20 protein-coding genes are annotated in these 16718 nt (G+C 49.1%); 7 read left to right on the forward strand and 13 right to left on the reverse strand.

Annotation, left to right across the window (positions count from 1 at the left end; all coding sequences use genetic code 11):
* Positions 1–92: 92 nt before the first annotated feature.
* On the reverse strand, positions 93–845 hold the full coding sequence (locus ACTRXI_RS08990; protein ID WP_474262091.1) for an NRDE family protein: 753 nt from the start codon (positions 843–845) through the stop codon (positions 93–95).
* 392 nt (positions 846–1237) lie between these two features.
* Here ACTRXI_RS08990 and ACTRXI_RS08995 point away from each other — a divergent pair, with 392 nt between their 5' ends.
* The 3 genes from ACTRXI_RS08995 to ACTRXI_RS09005 are packed head-to-tail and all read left to right on the forward strand — an operon-like array spanning position 1238 to position 4219.
* Positions 1238–2293, forward strand: a complete 1056-nt coding sequence (locus tag ACTRXI_RS08995; RefSeq protein ID WP_474262092.1) for a toxic anion resistance protein — start codon at positions 1238–1240, stop codon at positions 2291–2293.
* Positions 2294–2323: 30 nt separating this feature from the next.
* Positions 2324–3235, forward strand: coding sequence for a hypothetical protein (locus ACTRXI_RS09000; RefSeq protein WP_474262093.1), 912 nt, complete (start codon positions 2324–2326; stop codon positions 3233–3235).
* A gap of 21 nt (positions 3236–3256) precedes the next feature.
* Positions 3257–4219, forward strand: a complete 963-nt coding sequence (locus ACTRXI_RS09005; protein WP_474262094.1) for a DUF2777 family protein — start codon at positions 3257–3259, stop codon at positions 4217–4219.
* A gap of 35 nt (positions 4220–4254) precedes the next feature.
* On the opposite strand, the gene ACTRXI_RS09010 is transcribed toward ACTRXI_RS09005, so the two are convergent.
* The 4 genes from ACTRXI_RS09010 to ACTRXI_RS09025 are packed head-to-tail and all read right to left on the reverse strand — an operon-like array spanning position 4255 to position 7614.
* Complete coding sequence (locus ACTRXI_RS09010; protein WP_474262095.1) at positions 4255–5739, reverse strand: PH domain-containing protein; 1485 nt, start codon at positions 5737–5739, stop codon at positions 4255–4257.
* Complete coding sequence (locus tag ACTRXI_RS09015) at positions 5723–6244, reverse strand: PH domain-containing protein (RefSeq protein ID WP_474262096.1); 522 nt, start codon at positions 6242–6244, stop codon at positions 5723–5725. The genes ACTRXI_RS09010 and ACTRXI_RS09015 overlap by 17 nt, the downstream gene beginning before the upstream one ends.
* Entirely contained in the window at positions 6241–6450 is a 210-nt protein-coding gene (locus tag ACTRXI_RS09020) for a hypothetical protein (RefSeq protein ID WP_322525099.1), read from the reverse strand. The genes ACTRXI_RS09015 and ACTRXI_RS09020 overlap by 4 nt, the downstream gene beginning before the upstream one ends.
* 24 nt (positions 6451–6474) lie before the next feature.
* A complete protein-coding gene (locus ACTRXI_RS09025; RefSeq protein ID WP_474262097.1) occupies positions 6475–7614 on the reverse strand; it encodes a conserved virulence factor C family protein in 1140 nt (379 codons plus the stop codon).
* Positions 7615–7779: 165 nt separating this feature from the next.
* On the opposite strand from ACTRXI_RS09025, the gene ACTRXI_RS09030 reads away from it, so the two are divergent.
* Positions 7780–8505 (forward strand): metallophosphoesterase family protein, encoded by a 726-nt coding sequence (locus ACTRXI_RS09030; protein WP_474262098.1) that lies wholly within the window; start codon positions 7780–7782, stop codon positions 8503–8505.
* Between the two features lie 47 nt (positions 8506–8552).
* On the opposite strand, the gene ACTRXI_RS09035 is transcribed toward ACTRXI_RS09030, so the two are convergent.
* The 5 genes from ACTRXI_RS09035 to ilvA all read right to left on the reverse strand — a co-directional run bounded on the left by ACTRXI_RS09035 (position 8553) and on the right by ilvA (position 11990).
* Positions 8553–8978, reverse strand: a complete 426-nt coding sequence (locus ACTRXI_RS09035; RefSeq protein ID WP_474262099.1) for a TlpA family protein disulfide reductase — start codon at positions 8976–8978, stop codon at positions 8553–8555.
* Complete coding sequence (locus ACTRXI_RS09040; protein WP_474262100.1) at positions 8932–9321, reverse strand: thioredoxin family protein; 390 nt, start codon at positions 9319–9321, stop codon at positions 8932–8934. Before ACTRXI_RS09040 ends, ACTRXI_RS09035 begins: the two co-directional genes overlap by 47 nt.
* 80 nt (positions 9322–9401) lie before the next feature.
* Positions 9402–9926: a type 1 glutamine amidotransferase domain-containing protein gene (locus ACTRXI_RS09045; RefSeq protein ID WP_474262101.1), complete on the reverse strand. Its 525-nt coding sequence runs from the start codon at positions 9924–9926 to the stop codon at positions 9402–9404.
* A 31-nt stretch (positions 9927–9957) separates the two neighbouring features.
* On the reverse strand, positions 9958–10704 hold the full coding sequence (locus tag ACTRXI_RS09050; protein WP_474262102.1) for a DUF3891 family protein: 747 nt from the start codon (positions 10702–10704) through the stop codon (positions 9958–9960).
* Positions 10705–10742: 38 nt separating this feature from the next.
* Positions 10743–11990, reverse strand: coding sequence for a threonine ammonia-lyase IlvA (gene ilvA / locus ACTRXI_RS09055; RefSeq protein WP_474262104.1), 1248 nt, complete (start codon positions 11988–11990; stop codon positions 10743–10745).
* Between the two features lie 287 nt (positions 11991–12277).
* Here ilvA and ACTRXI_RS09060 point away from each other — a divergent pair, with 287 nt between their 5' ends.
* Complete coding sequence (locus ACTRXI_RS09060) at positions 12278–12586, forward strand: phasin family protein (protein WP_474262105.1); 309 nt, start codon at positions 12278–12280, stop codon at positions 12584–12586.
* Between the two features lie 32 nt (positions 12587–12618).
* Positions 12619–14295, forward strand: a complete 1677-nt coding sequence (locus ACTRXI_RS09065; RefSeq protein WP_474262106.1) for an ABC1 kinase family protein — start codon at positions 12619–12621, stop codon at positions 14293–14295.
* 54 nt (positions 14296–14349) lie between these two features.
* On the opposite strand, the gene ACTRXI_RS09070 is transcribed toward ACTRXI_RS09065, so the two are convergent.
* From ACTRXI_RS09070 to ACTRXI_RS09080, 3 genes are read right to left on the reverse strand one after another with little or no spacing between them, the layout of a single operon-like run.
* Complete coding sequence (locus ACTRXI_RS09070; RefSeq protein WP_474262107.1) at positions 14350–15192, reverse strand: sulfurtransferase; 843 nt, start codon at positions 15190–15192, stop codon at positions 14350–14352.
* 15 nt (positions 15193–15207) lie between these two features.
* Positions 15208–15567, reverse strand: a complete 360-nt coding sequence (locus ACTRXI_RS09075) for a DUF1798 family protein (RefSeq protein WP_322525110.1) — start codon at positions 15565–15567, stop codon at positions 15208–15210.
* 54 nt (positions 15568–15621) lie between these two features.
* Entirely contained in the window at positions 15622–15888 is a 267-nt protein-coding gene (locus ACTRXI_RS09080) for a DUF370 domain-containing protein (protein WP_022792233.1), read from the reverse strand.
* Between the two features lie 146 nt (positions 15889–16034).
* Here ACTRXI_RS09080 and recU point away from each other — a divergent pair, with 146 nt between their 5' ends.
* The gene (gene recU, locus ACTRXI_RS09085) at positions 16035–16637 is read left to right on the forward strand and encodes a Holliday junction resolvase RecU (RefSeq protein WP_474262109.1); all 603 of its coding nucleotides are present in this window, start codon (positions 16035–16037) and stop codon (positions 16635–16637) included.
* The last annotated feature ends 81 nt before the right edge of the window (positions 16638–16718 follow it).

Consider the following 16718-nt stretch of genomic DNA (forward strand, 5'->3'; position numbering starts at 1 on the left):
TAGTCATGTAAACGCTTATAAGCAGGACTGCACGATTTTATTCTTTTAGCGCTTCTTTATATTCATACGATTTAAAGAATAAATATTCACCTTTATACATGCCATTCATAATGGCCTGTACCGGTCCGGGCGTCTGTCATCCGCTCGAGCATTGTAATTTTTCCGTCTTTTCGCACAATAAACATGGTCTGACATCTCGTTTTGTATTCCGGGAGATCAATAAACATCGATGAAAGCTGTTTCTCAAGCTGTTTGTCTATCCCTGTATCAGGAAGGTCCTGGTCGTCGGCCGGCTCTGCATTTTGCATTGCTTTAAAAAAAGGGTCAGGGTCGAGCGTATTCCCTGAAGAAGCAAGCAGCATTTCCACATGCTTTTTTGCTTTTTCGACCTTCGGCCAGGGTGTGTTCAGAGAGGCATTGCTGAGCGCGTGCACACCGGGTGAAAGGCGCTCTGCATGCGGCCCTTCTTTGTGATTATGTAAATAAAACAATTCCTTATCTGAGCCCGCGATCATATTGAAGCCTCTGTACTCGTTGCGGTCTTTTTTCACTGCTTCAAGCGCCTGCCCCGATTCGTTCCGCAAAAATCGCAGCGGCAGATGCCCGCGTGATTTTTCCCCGTTTTCCATGCCCGGCCTGCGGATATTTGTCACAGCTGCGAACCGTCCGGAAAGACTGCCTCCCATCCATGTGCCGCCCTGCTGCAAATCTTTTCCCGCCACGATGCCTTCGCCTTCCCATTTATGAAGGCGCTCAGTCGGCCGTTCTAAAAATTCATCCCGGTTGGAAACCACGACAAGTGGGAACCATGGATGCATCTGATACGCAAAAGCAATTAAACACATGCCATTCGTTCCTTTCTTCTTCCTGCGGATGGTTGCCGCACGCTGGATCTGATTCGTCGTTTATCCGCTTTCGTTTTATAAATGGAGCAAATGCTTTTTCTATTGAATAGTATTTGCTGTACCTGGCAATTCTACCTGAAAAAAGCCTTCTGGCTTCTGGCGCCTGTATTATATACTGCTTCTATAATATGTTACAAAAAATTTTCAAAATTGCAAAGTAAAATGATTTATTCTGTTCACCCGGGGATTTCTTTTCTAATGGACATTTTTTTACTATTGCCCGCTCTAATGCTAAACTGTAAGTATTATACTTCCTTTTTATAAACTATTGTTAATGATCATACGATATATAAGTAAAGGCCCCGCCGAATTAACCATGAGGAGGAATCCGTATGACTGACGAACCCAATACAAATCAAGAAGATTTAACTCCCTCCAATAACGAAGGGAAAAGCAAGGAAGAAGCTGAAAAATTCATAGAACGTTTTAAAAATGAAAAAGATACAGACCAGCTCGTAAGTACTCTCGGCGGCCTCGGGGAAGCGGAGCAGCGTAAAGCCGGCGACTCCCTTGAAGCATTAAAGCGTCCCGTCCGGGAAATGATGGATCAAAAGGACAATGAGCTTCCCGATAAGCTTCATGAATTAAAAACGGTGGTCGGCGAACTTGAACCGGAATATTTAAAAGAAGGCCGCCTGCAGAAAACAATGAATAAAATTTTACGCCGCGATCCGGTCGAACAGTATGCGAAAAAATACGAAACAGTGGAATCCCAGGTGGACAATATTATTCACGGTCTCCTTGCCGGCCGGGACAAGCTGCAGGAAGACAACGTCATGCTTGAAGAATTACGGGAAACTGCCATTAAGCGCATTGAGGAACTTGAAATGCAGATTGAAACCGGGAAACAGCTGAACGCCATGCTCGAGGAAGAAATGCTTGAAGAACAGTGGCGCGATAACCCGGCCGCTATTCAAAAAGGGCAGCAAAAAGTAATATCCCGGGTGAAAAATATGACCCAGGCGGTTATGGTGCTGCAGCAGTCGATTGCTTCGATCGACCTGATTGTCGATAACAATGGAAAGCTTGAAGAAGCGATTTTTAACGCCATTACCATGACGAAAAATATCGTTACCGTCACCGCTTCCATCCAGCTTGCTCTTGGCAACCAGCGGAAAGTAATCAATGCGGTGCAGAGCGTTAACGAATCTACCGAAAGTATGCTCACCAACAATGCACGCATGCTTAAGGAAAACACGGCCGATACCCTGAAGACACTCGAAGAGCCGGCGATCGCCCTTGAAACGTTCCAGCAGGCTTATCAGGACGTGTACGAAGCCATCCAGATGACGGAGCAGTCCAATGAACGTATTGTCGCCTCCAGTAAACAGTTCATTTCTGAAATGGACGAATTAAACAACCAGATGAAGCACAAATTGTTAAACTGATAGATATCAACGTATAGGACGGTGAATCACTTGGCTAACAGATGGTTCGAACATCCCTGGGTTGAACGCTTCCTGCCGGACCATATGCGCCCGGTGGATGATCATATCTTCTCCGATAGCCACGGGCTGTTTATCGTGGAGGAAATGGAGGCAGCGATCGACCGGGTGATTGCCCGGGCGGACGAACTCCGTCAGTCCAAACGCCTGAAACGTGAAAACGAACTTTTTTTGTTCCGTATGAAGCTGACCGCCAGACGCATCCGCATCACAAGCTTCGAAAAAGAGCGTTCCCAGGCAGCTATTCAAAAGACGGTGACCATTGACTATGTGCGGAGTACTGACGGTCACACCCCGGCTTTTTTACGGGAAGCGCTGGTCCATTACATGAAAAACGGCAAAATGCATGCCCGTAACATTGAAAAGTCGTCCTACTTTCAGCATATTTTCCGCAAGCTTGAAGTGCTCGATTACACCCTGCAGGGCCGGGCCCCCCGGGACATTCAGCTGCACACAGCCGAACCGGCCCACGCGGAGGAAGTGCCGGAAGACGAGCCAGTAAAATGGCATAAAGCACTCGACCGGTTTCATCAGCACTACGTAAAGCAAAACAGCAGCCTCCCGGCAGATATCCAACAGGAGCTGCAGCAGATTGACAGGGAGCTTGAGGAACTGCGTTCTTCGCCTTCCCTGCAGTTTGATGTGGAGGATGAATATCTGGTCGAACGAATGCTTGGCCGTGAAATACCGGATCTAATCGAAACGTACAGGCTGCTTGAACCAAAGCACAGGGACGAGCAGCACGGTGCTCTGCTGCAGGCGCTTGAAGCAATGCGCGGGCGCCTCAGCTCGCTGCGCATGGAACAAAATGATGTGCACGCCCGGAAAATGCGCCAGCTGCTGAAGGTAAACGAAAAAAGATACCGTCAGGAAAAGAAATTTTAAAGGAATAAAGTGAGGTCCATTATGAAACGACAAGAAGCATTCGAGCATCAAGGCCGCCCCGTGGTTGTCGATTACGGCAGAACCGGGGCCTATTACGGTATTTTAGAGCAGACGTCCGCCGCTCCCCGGAAAATTTGGGAAGGACGTGTCCGGATTCAGCAGGCCCACCGTCTCCCGGATGTAGACAAAAAAGAAGCGGTGCATGAATTTAACCTTAAAACCATTACTGTACCGGGAACGAAAATTCAGGCTGCTGACGACCGCACTCCAGCTTCCTATGAGCACTCTGTCGTTCAGCTGCTTGAAAAAGAGATTTCTTCCCCTCTCGTACCCTACAGCGATAAAAAAGAATGGAAGCGCCTGCTGCATTCTCTTTCCGTTACGTTTACACCAGAACCAAAAGAGCCACAGGAAGAGTCTTATATTTATTATGAAATTCACCGCTCGCGTGGAAACGTATTCCTGCGGGAGGCACCGGATGGCCAGGCCCTTGACATCGAGGACTGCCCATTTGAACTCGAAATTTCTCCGGCTGGCCTCCCCTGGCGCCGGGCGGTCCATTACTACGATATGTATTTCCGTAACGATCATGGTCAGATATTTGAGCTGCAGGAGCATGATCATGTCCGCATTCACAGTGATCAATTCCGGCCGTTTGCCATCTTTTTAAATGAGCTTGAAGACCCTTCCCGCTACAGTCTGGTTAAAAATATTCATTCCAACGGGTTCAGCAAGGACGATCTGATTGAATGCCATAACCATCTGCTGTATCAATTAATGCAGGAGCCCGAAGAAACTTCTTTTACCGGAGTGAATTTTCTCTATTTCCGAAAACAGCAGTCCGTACTTATTGTGCAGCACCATTATGAAAGGAACCTGCACGCAGAGGACGAGGACTATGTATTCGATCGTTTTGAAATTACGACCGACAAGGGCGTCCGCAACCTGTTTATTTATACAAATTCGTTTGCCCGGGGACAGTAACCGCATGGTATACAAAAAGGCTTTTGAACCTCGGTTCAAAAGCCTTTTTTTTGTGATTTGGCATCATGATCCCATGTTTTCTGATACCAGGAAAAATAAGCAGCTTCGTCCTCTTCATCCACGTCCCTTAAGTAAACCGTCCGCCCGGTAACGCTGCTGATAACCGAAGCCGAGATCGTATACAGTCTTCGTCTCCGCTGGAAAAAGGACTGCGTGTTTTCCAAATACTGAATCCGTCGTTTAGGTACAAAATTATAAATGGCACTCCAGGCTCTTTCCCGGACAACCAGCTGCTTATCTTCCACTTTCATGCCGGAGCCTTTGTAGCATATCCAGCCCCACCAGGTGAAAAACAGCGGCACTGCTGCGGCTGCCCAGCCATACGGCACCCAGATGGCCGCCGGGATAAACAACAGCCACCAAAATACCGACGCCCGGAACATATATCTTCTTGCCGCCCGTTTTGGCAGTTTGTTTACCTTTTCCGGAATCAATGCCGTATCATCAATCTGCTCCATAAAGGTATGTAGCTGCTTCTGGTGGATCAGCGGCAGCAGCATGATCGAATTCTGTCCCCGTTCGGTGCTTCCGCCGGCGCTGTCTATATAAACCGCCCACATGCCGAGCGCCTGCCTGACCGGGTTACTGATAAAACGAATACACGTTATGCGGTGCATTTGAAGTGTAATCTGCTTTCGTTCGAGAAGTCCCCAGGTAATCTCAAGATCATTTCCGGTGCGGTTCACTTCGAAATTTCCATGCTGCACAAGCGTCCATGCCGACGAAACGAGCCAGCTGAGCAGTGCTGTCACTAACAGGCCCCCGATAATAAACCAGTAGCTGAGCTCGATCAACACGCCAATCGACTGCTCGACCCACGCATCGGGAAGAAAGTTCCCCACCTGGGAATACAGCCCGGCAAGAGCCGCAAAAATAATACCCGCCCGGCCGGAGGTGAGTCCCGCCGTGAAAATGGTACGCATCGGTACTTTCCAGGAAAACGAAGGTTCTGCCGGCTCCGCGGCTATGCTGTTCCCCGAAAAATCTTCTGATTCTTCCTCAGCTGCATGAGAGGATTTTTGAATCAGAGCCGTCTGAATAATGTCTGCCTCTTCCCGGCGGATCGCCTGAATCGAAGCTTCCGCCTCTGCGCCTCCGCCTGCTGTTTCAATATTAAGACGCACAAGACCGAACATCCGCTGAATGATGCCGGCGGTGATATCTACCGATTGAACGCGCTGGCTGCGGATGAATCGTTCTTTTTTCACAAAAATACCGTAATGGATCTGAAGCTCCCGTTCAATCAAACGGTAGCGGAAAAAGATCCATTTCATGATGCTGCTGATGACAATGAACAGCACTAAAAGCAAAAAGATCCAGTTGACTGGAAGCGGTCCGGAAGCCGTACCTCCAGCAAAGAACGTAATAATAAGCGGAAAAAGAAAATCCTTCAGCTGCCGGAAAAAGACGGTGACAATGGCCGCCGGGTGCATCCGTCTCCATTCATTCATCGTCATCATCCGTTCCCGCCAAAAAGGCGATCCGGTTGCGCAGCTCCGGCGCCGTCTCTTCTTTAAGCGCTGGAATCTCATGCATGCCGGCTGCGGTGGAAATAGTCACGGTGGAAAGCGCATACCGCTTGTATATCGGCCCCTGGGCTGTATCCACATGCTGGATACGCACCATTGGGATCAATACGTGTTTAGAGATAATCACACCGTACTGAAGCTCCACCTCTGTTTCATACACCTCGTAGCGCCAGCGCTGCCATTGCCATTTCGGCAGCACCCATGCGTACCAGGCAGAAAAAAAAACCAAAAATGCCAGAATCGCGCCAAGGGCCCACCGGACCCATTCGGACCACCCGAACCAGAAGGCAAGCACAAGTAAAGCAAAAGGGATGAAAGAAACAACGGCCATTTCAATCATCCCCTTGAAGCGCCAGACCGTCAGCGCATCTTCTGATATGCGCTGCGACGGTGCCGGTCTTGTTACATTTTCTTCCTCATGGATGCCGTCATTCATTCCTCATCCTCCACGTAAATAATCGTGACTCCTTCATCCTGCAGCACTTTCAGCACTGCATCGTTCAGTTTTTCATCGCGAAGAAGGCCGAGAGAAGCGGCCAGTTCAAGCTCTTTTAAATCACCGTTTTCTGCGTCTTCAATCAGCTCGAGCACTTCCTCCATGTTTCGTTCTTCAAGCTGCTGTCGTACTTCTGCTTTCGTCATCGTTCAGGCTCCTTCCCTTTTCATTTACGACCTGGGCTTTCGCTCCTGCTCCATTTTCTCACTCATCTGCTTCCAGATGGAGCCTTTTGCTTCTTTCCCGCCTTCAATTCGTTTCAGCGCGAGCTTAATCTGCAGATCCACTTCAAACTCCGGGTCCCCGTTGGCTTCCTTTAACGCTTCGACAGCCGAAGTGTCACCGACTTCATATAAAAACATTGCCGCACGCCAGCGCACCAGCTTGTTTTTGTCCTTCAGCGCTTCAATCATGTCCGGGATACCCGCAGGATCTCCCAGATCAGAATACGTATCTGCCGCTGTTCTTCGAACGGTGACAGATGGGTCCTGCATCGCCTTCTGCAGATCCGGCAGCACCTGGGGATCTTCAAGCATCCCTAAATACACGACCGCCAGCCGGCGGATGGCCGGTTTTTCATCTGCAAGCCCTTTTTGTATAACCGGGAGGTCTTCCATGGAAGGATCCATCTGGTCAAAGGCTGCATAGCGCTGTTTCCAGTCCGGCTCCTCCATCATATCCATCGTTACTTTTTTAAACTTTGGCTCAGTGTTTTCTGCTTCCGGAGTATTCGCAATCCGTACCAGCCGTTTCAGCCGCTCCTCCGGGTAGGCCGCAGCAATTTCCTCTGCCATATCGCTGCCGATCTGTTCCAGGTCCTGGCCGTAACGGACCCCGTAATCCTCCCATTTGCGCTGCATCACAATGTTGTCATCTTCAAGCTGGGCTTCAAAAGCAGCGGTCTGAAAACGTTCCGGCAGGCCCTGGCGTTTTTCTTCCTCGCCGGAAAGCAGCTTTATCTGCATCGGGATGTTTTTAAACATCTGGACCTGCGCCTGCACTTCCCCGAATGCTTCCTGGGGCTCCTCCGGCTCTTCATCCGGCTGCTCCACCTTTTCGCCGAACGCCTGGCGCACCTGGGGCAGCAGCTGCTCCCAGTCGGCTTTAGGGTGGCGCTCGAGGGCCATGAAGTCGGCAACGTGGTAGACACCTTTTATGCCTTCGATCTCCAGCAGCTGCTGGATCGGAGCCGGTGCTTCTTCTTTATTTTCCGGTTTATAATTGCTGCTCGTTCCGGCGGGCAGCGATTCGTTAACATTCAGCTTCATCGTATGAGGACTCGGTGTTGGCTCAATGGATGTAATATGCATGATTAATCTCTCTCCTTTAAAATAACGTCCCAATTTGCACGTCTGATTATAGCACAGGAGAAGCCTCTCCTGCCAACCGGCTGTGCATTTGCATTCCAAACCAGTCCGCTGTTCTGATACACTGTAATAAAGACTGTTTTCAAAAGTTATGAGGAGGTTATTACGTTGCAAATTGCACTTCTTTCAGATGTACACGGTAACGCCCGTGCATTAAAAGCTGTTTTAAACGACCTGCACGCCTTATCGGTAGACCATATGTATATGCTCGGAGACCTTGCTTTCCGCGGCCCGGAACCAAAAAATTCGATTGAAACCGTTCAATCCCTTCCTGCAAAAGTATTGAAGGGAAATGCAGACGAATGGATTGTCCGCGGCGTCCGGGAAGGAGAAGTCCCCGAGGCCAAACGCTCGATCATGAACCAGGAACGGGACTGGGCGCTCGAGCGGCTCTCTGCGAATGACGTTAAATACTTAGAAGAGCTTCCGGAATCATTTCTCGATGAATACGACGGCTTCCGTTTGTTCGCCTTTCACGCGGTACCCGGGAGCCTGTTCCCCCCAGTTCCGGTCGATAGTGAGGCTTCCGTTTTCGAGGAATCATTTTTCCAGAAGCAGGAAGCAGATATTTACGTGTACGGGCACGTGCACACTCCCTCTATTCGAAAGATTGGGGCTAAATGGGTAATCAATACAGGAAGTATCGGGCTTCCGTTCGACGGAGACCCGACACCGTCATATGTTCTTCTGACCATCGAAGACGGGGAAATAATTCCGGAAATCCGCCGGGTCCCTTATGATACGGATGAAGTTTTAGCACAATTTGACGCTAACGATTATCCGAACAGTGACCAGGTAAAACGCATTATTTCGTCTGGACGTCCGCCAAAATAACGTTTGTCCAATATATACAAAAAACCCGCCGTCCTCGGCGGGCCTTTTTATATGCTGTTAACCTTCTGCAGGCTCTGCATAATATCAATAAACGATGCTTTATCTCCGTATTGCGCTACAATCTCGCCCTGTTCATCAATAATAAACGTACTCGGTACGCCTTCGCATTTATAGCGTCTGTACGTATCCACACCTTCGTCCTGAAGCACCGGGAAACGATAATTGTTGTTTTCCACATACGTTTTAGGATCCTCTTCCCGCCGTTCGCGGCCGGTCACATTAATCGTAACAAACTGCAGCGGACTGTCTTCATTCATCTGTTCATAAAACCGGTTCTTCTGCACCAGGTCCGCAGAAGAATCAGGGCACCAGGACGCCCAGAACGTCAACAGCACCGGTTTTCCTTTCAGCTGTTCAAGCGACCATTCAACGCCGCTCGACATTTCTTTGAGTTGAAACTGAGGGGCCTGCATAGGTATCCTCCTTTTTTTCTGTTAAATCTTGTTTCAAATACGGGTGGAGCTGCTCAAGCAAATACGATCCCGACTGCATTTTATACATCCGCTCTTTTTCCTCCCCGGTGTCAAATACAATTAAACACGGGACACTCTGAATTTCGAGCTGCCGGGCCTGTACAGGGGCAGTATTGATATCCATTTCCAGAAAAGAAGCGCCGGCATACAATTTTTCTATTGGGGCAAGCATACGTTTTGCCAGCTGGCATGTACCACACGTCGGCGAAGTAAACAAAACTACCCGACGCCCTTCCTCCGCTTCGAGCATCTGCTCAAGCTGTTTGTTCGTTATTCGTTCCAATTTTGTTTCACCCGCTTTGTATCAGGACCGCAAACGGCTGCATCCTTTTAGACACAGCCGGCTGTTTTGGTCTCTTGTTTTTACTGCGTACGAAAAGCTTCGACAAGCGCCTGATTATACGCTGGAATATCCGGCGGACGCTGACTTGAAACGATATGGCCGTCTACGACGACCGGCTCGTCCGACCATACTGCCCCGGCGTTGGTCATATCGTCTTTAATACCAGGAGTGCTCGTTACGTGAACTCCCTGCAGGATGCCTGCGGAGGAAAGCACCCAGCCGGCATGGCAGATTTCACCGATGATTTTTTTATGCTCGTCCATATGCCGGACGATGGAGAGCACTTCGCTGTAGCGGCGGAGTTTATCCGGTGCCCATCCTCCAGGAACCAGGACTCCGTCATAGTCTGCCGGGTCGATATCGGCAAGTGCTGCCTCTGAGATGGCCGGCACCCCGTGTTTTCCTGTATACGATTTGCCATTTTCCTTGCCGGTAAGCAGCACTTCAGCGCCTTCTTCGCGCAGACGCATAACCGGCACCCACAACTCTAAATCTTCAAAATCGTCTTCGACAAATGCAATAATTCTTTTTCCCTGCAGTGACATTATGATTCCTCCTTTATCTTGCTTTCAGCAGCTATTCAGCAGGTTTTAATGTAACCCGCCGGCTGTCCGGCTTTACATTCCACAGATCCTTCGGTGCCTTAAGCGGCTGCTTTACACAGCGCCGCTCCACTTCGACGGCAAAGGCTTCCGTGAAAGGGAATGGCTGTAGAGCTATCGTCTCTTCGTCTTCCCAGCGGGCATGAATCGTTTCATGATCAAGGGAGGCAAAGGTCTGACGGAAGCCGTCCCGGAACCAGGGGACCTCCTCCTCTTTGGACGCCCCCGGCGTATTCATGCAAATATAAAGAGACAGGTCATCAAAAAACTGAAGCAGATGAAAATGTTCAGCTGCCATCAGGAAATTCCACTGGTAGCCGACAATCAGGCGCTGCTGACGGGCAATCTCCTCCTGCATAAAGGCAATTTCCTCCGGCACCTCGGAGTCTTTAAAAAACGAGCCGTAGTGGCTGCTGATCAAATACGCCTGGTACGGGTCCTCTTCTTCAAGAGCATTGATGGTGTTCCGGTAGGCGCCGAGCTTCGGCGGGACCGGATAATTGACAAAGGATACCGGCCACCCGTTTTCATCAAGTACCGGTTCTTCGTCAAGCGTTTTCCAGGCATCGTCATGGCGGGCTGTAGCCTGAAGCGCCGAAGACCAGGACGCCTGTTCTTTAAACGTTGTATGGTGCCAGTACTTCATGCAGTCTCCGGAAAGAGCCGCATGCTCCTGCTGCATCATAACCTCCACCCAGCCGTTCCGATTCTCGCTGATCATAGTATCCGCTCCCTTTCTGCCCATGTGTACCGTCTTAATTAGATAAGGAAATTAAACAGCGTTTCTTCTTTGTTGATTTCAGTATATTTGATGCCGCGGTCTCTCATTCTCGTAAGCAGCTTATCGTAGTCCGATGGATAGGTCACTTCAATGCCGACAAGCGCCGGGCCGTTGGATTTATTGTTTTTCTTGTTGTATTCAAAGCGGGTAATGTCATCGTCCGGGCCGAGCACATCATGTAAAAATTCCCGGAGAGCGCCGGCACGCTGCGGAAAGTTCACAATAAAATAATGCTGCAGTCCTTCATAAATCAATGATTTTTCCCTCATTTCTTCCATGCGGCCGATATCATTATTCCCTCCGCTCACGATGCAGACGACCGTTTTTCCTTTAATTTCTTCTTTGTGAAAATCAAGAGCTGCAATTGATAAGGCTCCGGCCGGTTCAGCTACGACGGCATTTTCATTGTACAGCTCCAGAATCGTCGTACATATCTTGCCCTCAGGCACGAGCGTAATGCTGTTAAGCAGATCCTTGCAGACGTCATACGTCAGTTCCCCGACCCGCTTCACAGCAGCTCCGTCAACGAACTTGTCGATGTAGTCGAGCGAGACAACGCCCTGATTTTCAATGGATGCTTTCATGCTGGGAGCTCCGGCCGGCTCGCAGCCAATGATCTTCGTTGAAGGAGAAATGGAGTTCACGTATGTGCCAACGCCGGATACGAGGCCGCCTCCGCCGACGCAGGAAAATAAATAATCGATCGGCTCTTCAATATCGTTCATAATTTCCATCCCGACCGTTCCCTGACCAGCGATCACTTTTTCGTTATTAAACGGATGCACAAATTCCATCTCATGCGCTTCGCCGTAAGCGTTTGCTTCGTAATAGGCATCGTCAAACGTGTCGCCTGTAAGTACTACTTCCACGTAGTCCTTCCCAAATAACTTCACCTGCGAAATTTTCTGGCGCGGAGTCGTGTTCGGCATAAAAATATGGCCTTTCACTTTCAGCTCCTGGCAGGAATAGGCCACGCCCTGAGCGTGATTTCCTGCGCTTGCACATACGACGCCGTTTTCAAGCTTTTCCTTCGGAATACTGCTCATCATATAATACGCCCCGCGGATTTTAAATGAGCGCACCACCTGGAGGTCCTCCCGCTTTAAATAAATATTGGCCCCGTAACGTTCAGAAAGCACCTGGTTTTTCTGCAATGGGGTATGCGTGACCACGTCTTTCAGTGTTTGATTTGCTATGATAATGTCTTCAATGTGTATATTCCCCATACAAGCAACGTTCCTTTCTACTTAGCGTGCGTCCACTTCAAGCGTGAATGCCCGGTTAACATGATTAGTGTAAATGCTCGAAAGCGGCGGAGAACCTCTCCGCCGCTTTTTGATCCCGTTCAAACCCTTACTATTATAACATGAATATGCATACTGAAAAGCCGTGCGTTTTCCTCTTTTGTGCGAAGGGTACATAAATGATAATCCCGGCAGTTCTTTACCCGCCCTATTCTTTGGTATAATGTTAGCAGTACACTTTTTCACAAAATACAAAGGGGGATTTTTTCATGAACGACATGCTGAAAAAAGGATTTTTTCTAGGACTCGGAGCGGCTTCATACGGACGGGAAAAAGTTCAAACATATCTCGATGACCTCGTCACCAAGGGGAAAATAACCCCCCGGGAAGCAGACGAATGGAAAGAGGAAATGATTCAACGGGGATCGGCTCAAAGCGACTCCTGGAACAGCCAGGCGAAAAACTCCTTCGAAAACCGGGCGGAAAGCATGGGTATCGCCACTAAACGTGATATTGACCGTCTCGAGCAAAAGCTCGATGCCATTGAAAAGGCGATGAACAGACCAGACGACGAATAACCGCCAATTCTAATTAAAGGAAGGAACGCTTCATGGCTATAACAAAAAGTATCCGGCACGCAAATCGATACAGAAAGATTGCTACTACGCTTGCGAAACACGGCTTCGGATATATTTTGCAGGAAGTGGGACTTTTTCACATTCTTTCTCTTCCTAAGCGGATTATGTCGGATCCCAATGACTGGAACACGCAGTCTATCGGGGTCCGTCTTCGGCTTGTCGTAGAGGAGCTCGGTCCTGCGTTCATCAAACTCGGGCAGCTTGTAAGCACCCGGAAGGATATTTTCCCCCCGTCCGTCGTTGATGAACTTGCAAAACTGCAGGATCACGTACCTCCATTTCCATATGAGACGGCCAAGTCGGTGATCGAGCACGATCTGCATGAACCTCTCGGCAATATTTATTCCTATTTTGACGAAACCCCCATAGCCGCAGCTTCCATCGGCCAGGTACATAAAGCAGTCCTCCGTGACGGCCGGGAGGTGGTCGTGAAAATCAGCCGGCCGCACATCAAAGAGATTATCGAACAGGATATCGATATTCTGCGGGATCTGGCACGACTCCTCACCCAGCGGTTTCAATGGGCCCAATTCTATCAGCTTCAGGATATTGTCGAAGAATACGTATCTGCAATACGGGATGAATTTGACTACTTTACCGAAGCCCGCAATGTGGAAAAAATGGCCCGGACCCTTCAGCATTTTGAATCTGTACAGGTCCCCGAAGTATACGAAGCCTGGTCCTCCCGGAGGGTCTTGACTATCGAATACATCGATGGCTATAAGCTTTCCGAGCTTAATTACTCCACCGTCGAATTTGATAAAAAGAAGCTCGCTCATCATCTGGTGGATTCCTTTCTGCACCAGGTGCTGCGCACCGGTTTTTTTCACAGCGACCCCCACCCCGGGAACCTGCTTTTTAAAGAAGGAAACATTGTCGCCTATATCGATTTCGGCCAGGTCGGCCGTTTAAGTAAAAGCATGCGCAGGCAGTTCATTAACTATGTTATTGCCATGACGAGGCGGAATACCCGGGACGTAGCGGCAGCAATTTATGAAATGGCCGACTTTCCGGAAGATATGGAAACGGAAATTTTTGAAGAAGATGTGGAATACCTTTTATCCAAATATTATGAAACGCCATTTAAGGAAATAGAAATTGGTGCAGCTATCAATGATGTATTTTCCACCTCGCACCGCTATGGCATCAGCATCCATAAAGAATTTACGATGCTTGCGAAAGCTATTATTACCATTGAATCCATTGCCACCGAGCTTGATCCGGACTTAAGCATCGTCGAAATTGCCGAACCGTACGGCCGGATGCTCGTTAAAGAACGGCTGAACCCGCGGGACCGGATCGAGGATGTTTTCCGAGAGGGCAAAGAGCAGTTTGGCTATATCCGCGAGCTGCCAAAAGAGATTCGCTCCGCACTGAAAAAAATCAATGATGATGAACTCGGTGTCGATATACGCATGCCCCGCATTAATATTTTAATGAACAAGCTTGACCGTATCGGCAACCGTCTGAGCTTCAGCGTTATACTGCTCGCTTTCAGTATCGTGATGGTGGGCCTTATCGTCGGATCCACGTTTGGAGATAACAATTCGATTCTCGTTCAGCTCCCCGTCATCGAGATCAGCTTTATCGTGTCGTTCTTTCTCTTCATCTGGCTGCTGTATGCAATTTTCCGCTCAGGCCGATTTTGACCTCCGATACAAAGCAAAGCTGCCGGCTTCTGCCGGCAGCTTTTTTGTGTTCCTTTATAACTTGTTCGGCTCTTTTTCGATCGGAAGGTCCGGATAGGAAATCCAGTCGCTCCAGCTCCCGTTATAAAGACGCACCTGCTCGAGTCCGGCTTCTCTCATGCCGAGCACATTGACACAGGCCGTAATACCGGAGCCGCAGTAAGAAATAATTTCATCAAATCCCTCGAGCCCCTGAAAATGGTCACGCAGCTCACTCTGCGACTTCCATGTGCCGTCTTCGCGAAGCACATCCTTCCAGAAATAATGATAAGCACCTGGAATGTGGCCGGAAACGGCGTCCACTTCTTCGTTTTCCCCGGCGTAGCGCTCATAGCTTCTCGCATCCACCAGCGCTACATGTTCATTCCGCAGCTGCTGCTTTACTTCTTCAAGGTGAACCAGCTGATTCGGCTCACGGTCGATTTTCATCTGCTTCATGAGCGGCGTCGGGATTTCCTCTGTTGTCGGAAATCCTTCCTCCATCCAGTGGGAATAAGAACGATCGAGGACATATGTATTCGTGTGGCCCGCATACTGCATCAGCCACCAAAACCTGGCTGCCCCCATGCCTCCCTGATCATCATAAGCTACAACGGTCGTCTGCATGTCTATGCCCCGTTCCGAGAGAACCTGAGCGAAAAAGTCCATATCCGGCAGCGGGTGACGTCCCCCGTGGGTCCCTGCCTGGGCGGACAAATGCTTTTCCACATCAATAAAGACAGCACCCGGAATATGATGTTTAACGTATGCTTCATGACCCGCTGCTGCATCTTTCAGTTCAAACCGGCAGTCCACCACCCGGACATGTTCATCGCGGCGGTTTTCATCCAGCCATTCAGAAGAAATTAGAAAGCCCAACTTACTCTCCCCTTTCTAGGATTCCTGTGTTAACTGTGTTTGAATGCTGTTTAGAATAAACTCTACGGCCTGCAGCGTTTCCTTGAACTGTTTTTCTTTCGTTGTCCGCTGGTAAGCCTGGAGAGAGGCATTCATGATATTATCATATGTGTCTTCCATCTGGGATTCATGCAGGTACGGGTAGCTTGTCGTCTGCACCCAGGCAGAAGCTTCCTCTTTCCATATATCTGCTTCCCCTTTTACCTTGTCGACAAACGGTTTTACCTCCTCATAAAAATCGGGGCGGTCCTCCCGTTCCTGTACTTCGTAAAAAATCTGCTCTGCTTCATCCATGCGCCGTTTCATCTGGTCACAGCTTTCAAAAAGCCCGGGCATCGAAAAACCCCCTTCGATACAAAGAACGCTTCCCTTTACAGGAAAGCGAATATTTTAGGATGTGCTTTCTTCCTGATCCTGCTGATTGCTCACCCGCTGGGCTACTGTTTCCGGCTGAATGGCCGACAGAAGCACGTGGTCGCTGTCCGACAGGATAATGCTTCTGGTTTTCCGTCCGTTCGTCACGTCGATGAGCATCTTTCTTTCGCGTGCCTCCTGGATCAAACGTTTTGTCGGGGCAGAATCAGAGCTCACAATTGAAATTACCCGTTCTGCCATCACCATATTTCCAAAGCCGATATTGATCGGTGTATCGCTCATGCTATCCCCTTCCTTTCTCGTTCTTTTCTATCCTAACACGAATAACCGAGGCTTTGTCTATCATTCTAAGCGCGGCATACGTAATATCCTGCTGAAATTATGGTAAAATAGCAGCAGGCAGTAAATTTCAGCAAAGGAAGATTATCATGGCTTACCGCTACCCAAACGGAAAAGTATACCGTCCGAAAAAAAATGCTTCCTCCCCCCAGGGCCCTCCTGCGGAAAAAAGCTTTGCCAACCGCGGGATGACGCTTGAGGAAGACATTAATGAGTCCAACGAATATTATATCGCACACGACATCGGCATCATACATAAAAAACCGACGCCCGTACAGATTGTCGATGTTCATTACCCGAAACGAAGCGCCGCGCGCATCACCGAAGCATATTTCAAGCAGGCCTCCACCACGGACTATAACGGTGTTTTTTCCGGACGCTACATCGATTTTGAAGCAAAAGAAACACGAAACAAAACAGCTTTTCCCCTGCAGAATTTTCATGACCACCAGGCGGATCATATGCACAAAGTTCAAAAGCAGGACGGCATCGCATTTGTTCTTCTTCGTTTTGCCGTACATGGGGAGACGTATTTATATGACGCTTCCCATTTTCTTCACTGGTATTACGGCCAGACGAAGCGGAAATCTATTCCCTACCAGGAGATCCAGACGCACGGCCATCCCATTCCGCTCGGTCTTCAACCAAGACTGGACTACTTGAAGATCGTGAAAGACGTTTATTTTCATTGAATACACTTGTAACAAAACAAAAATTTGGACGTCTAATGCCTGGGCACACAGAACTAGATGCTATGTACAACGAAAGGACGA

The organism is Marinococcus sp. LNHM4E3-1, assembly GCF_056034405.1.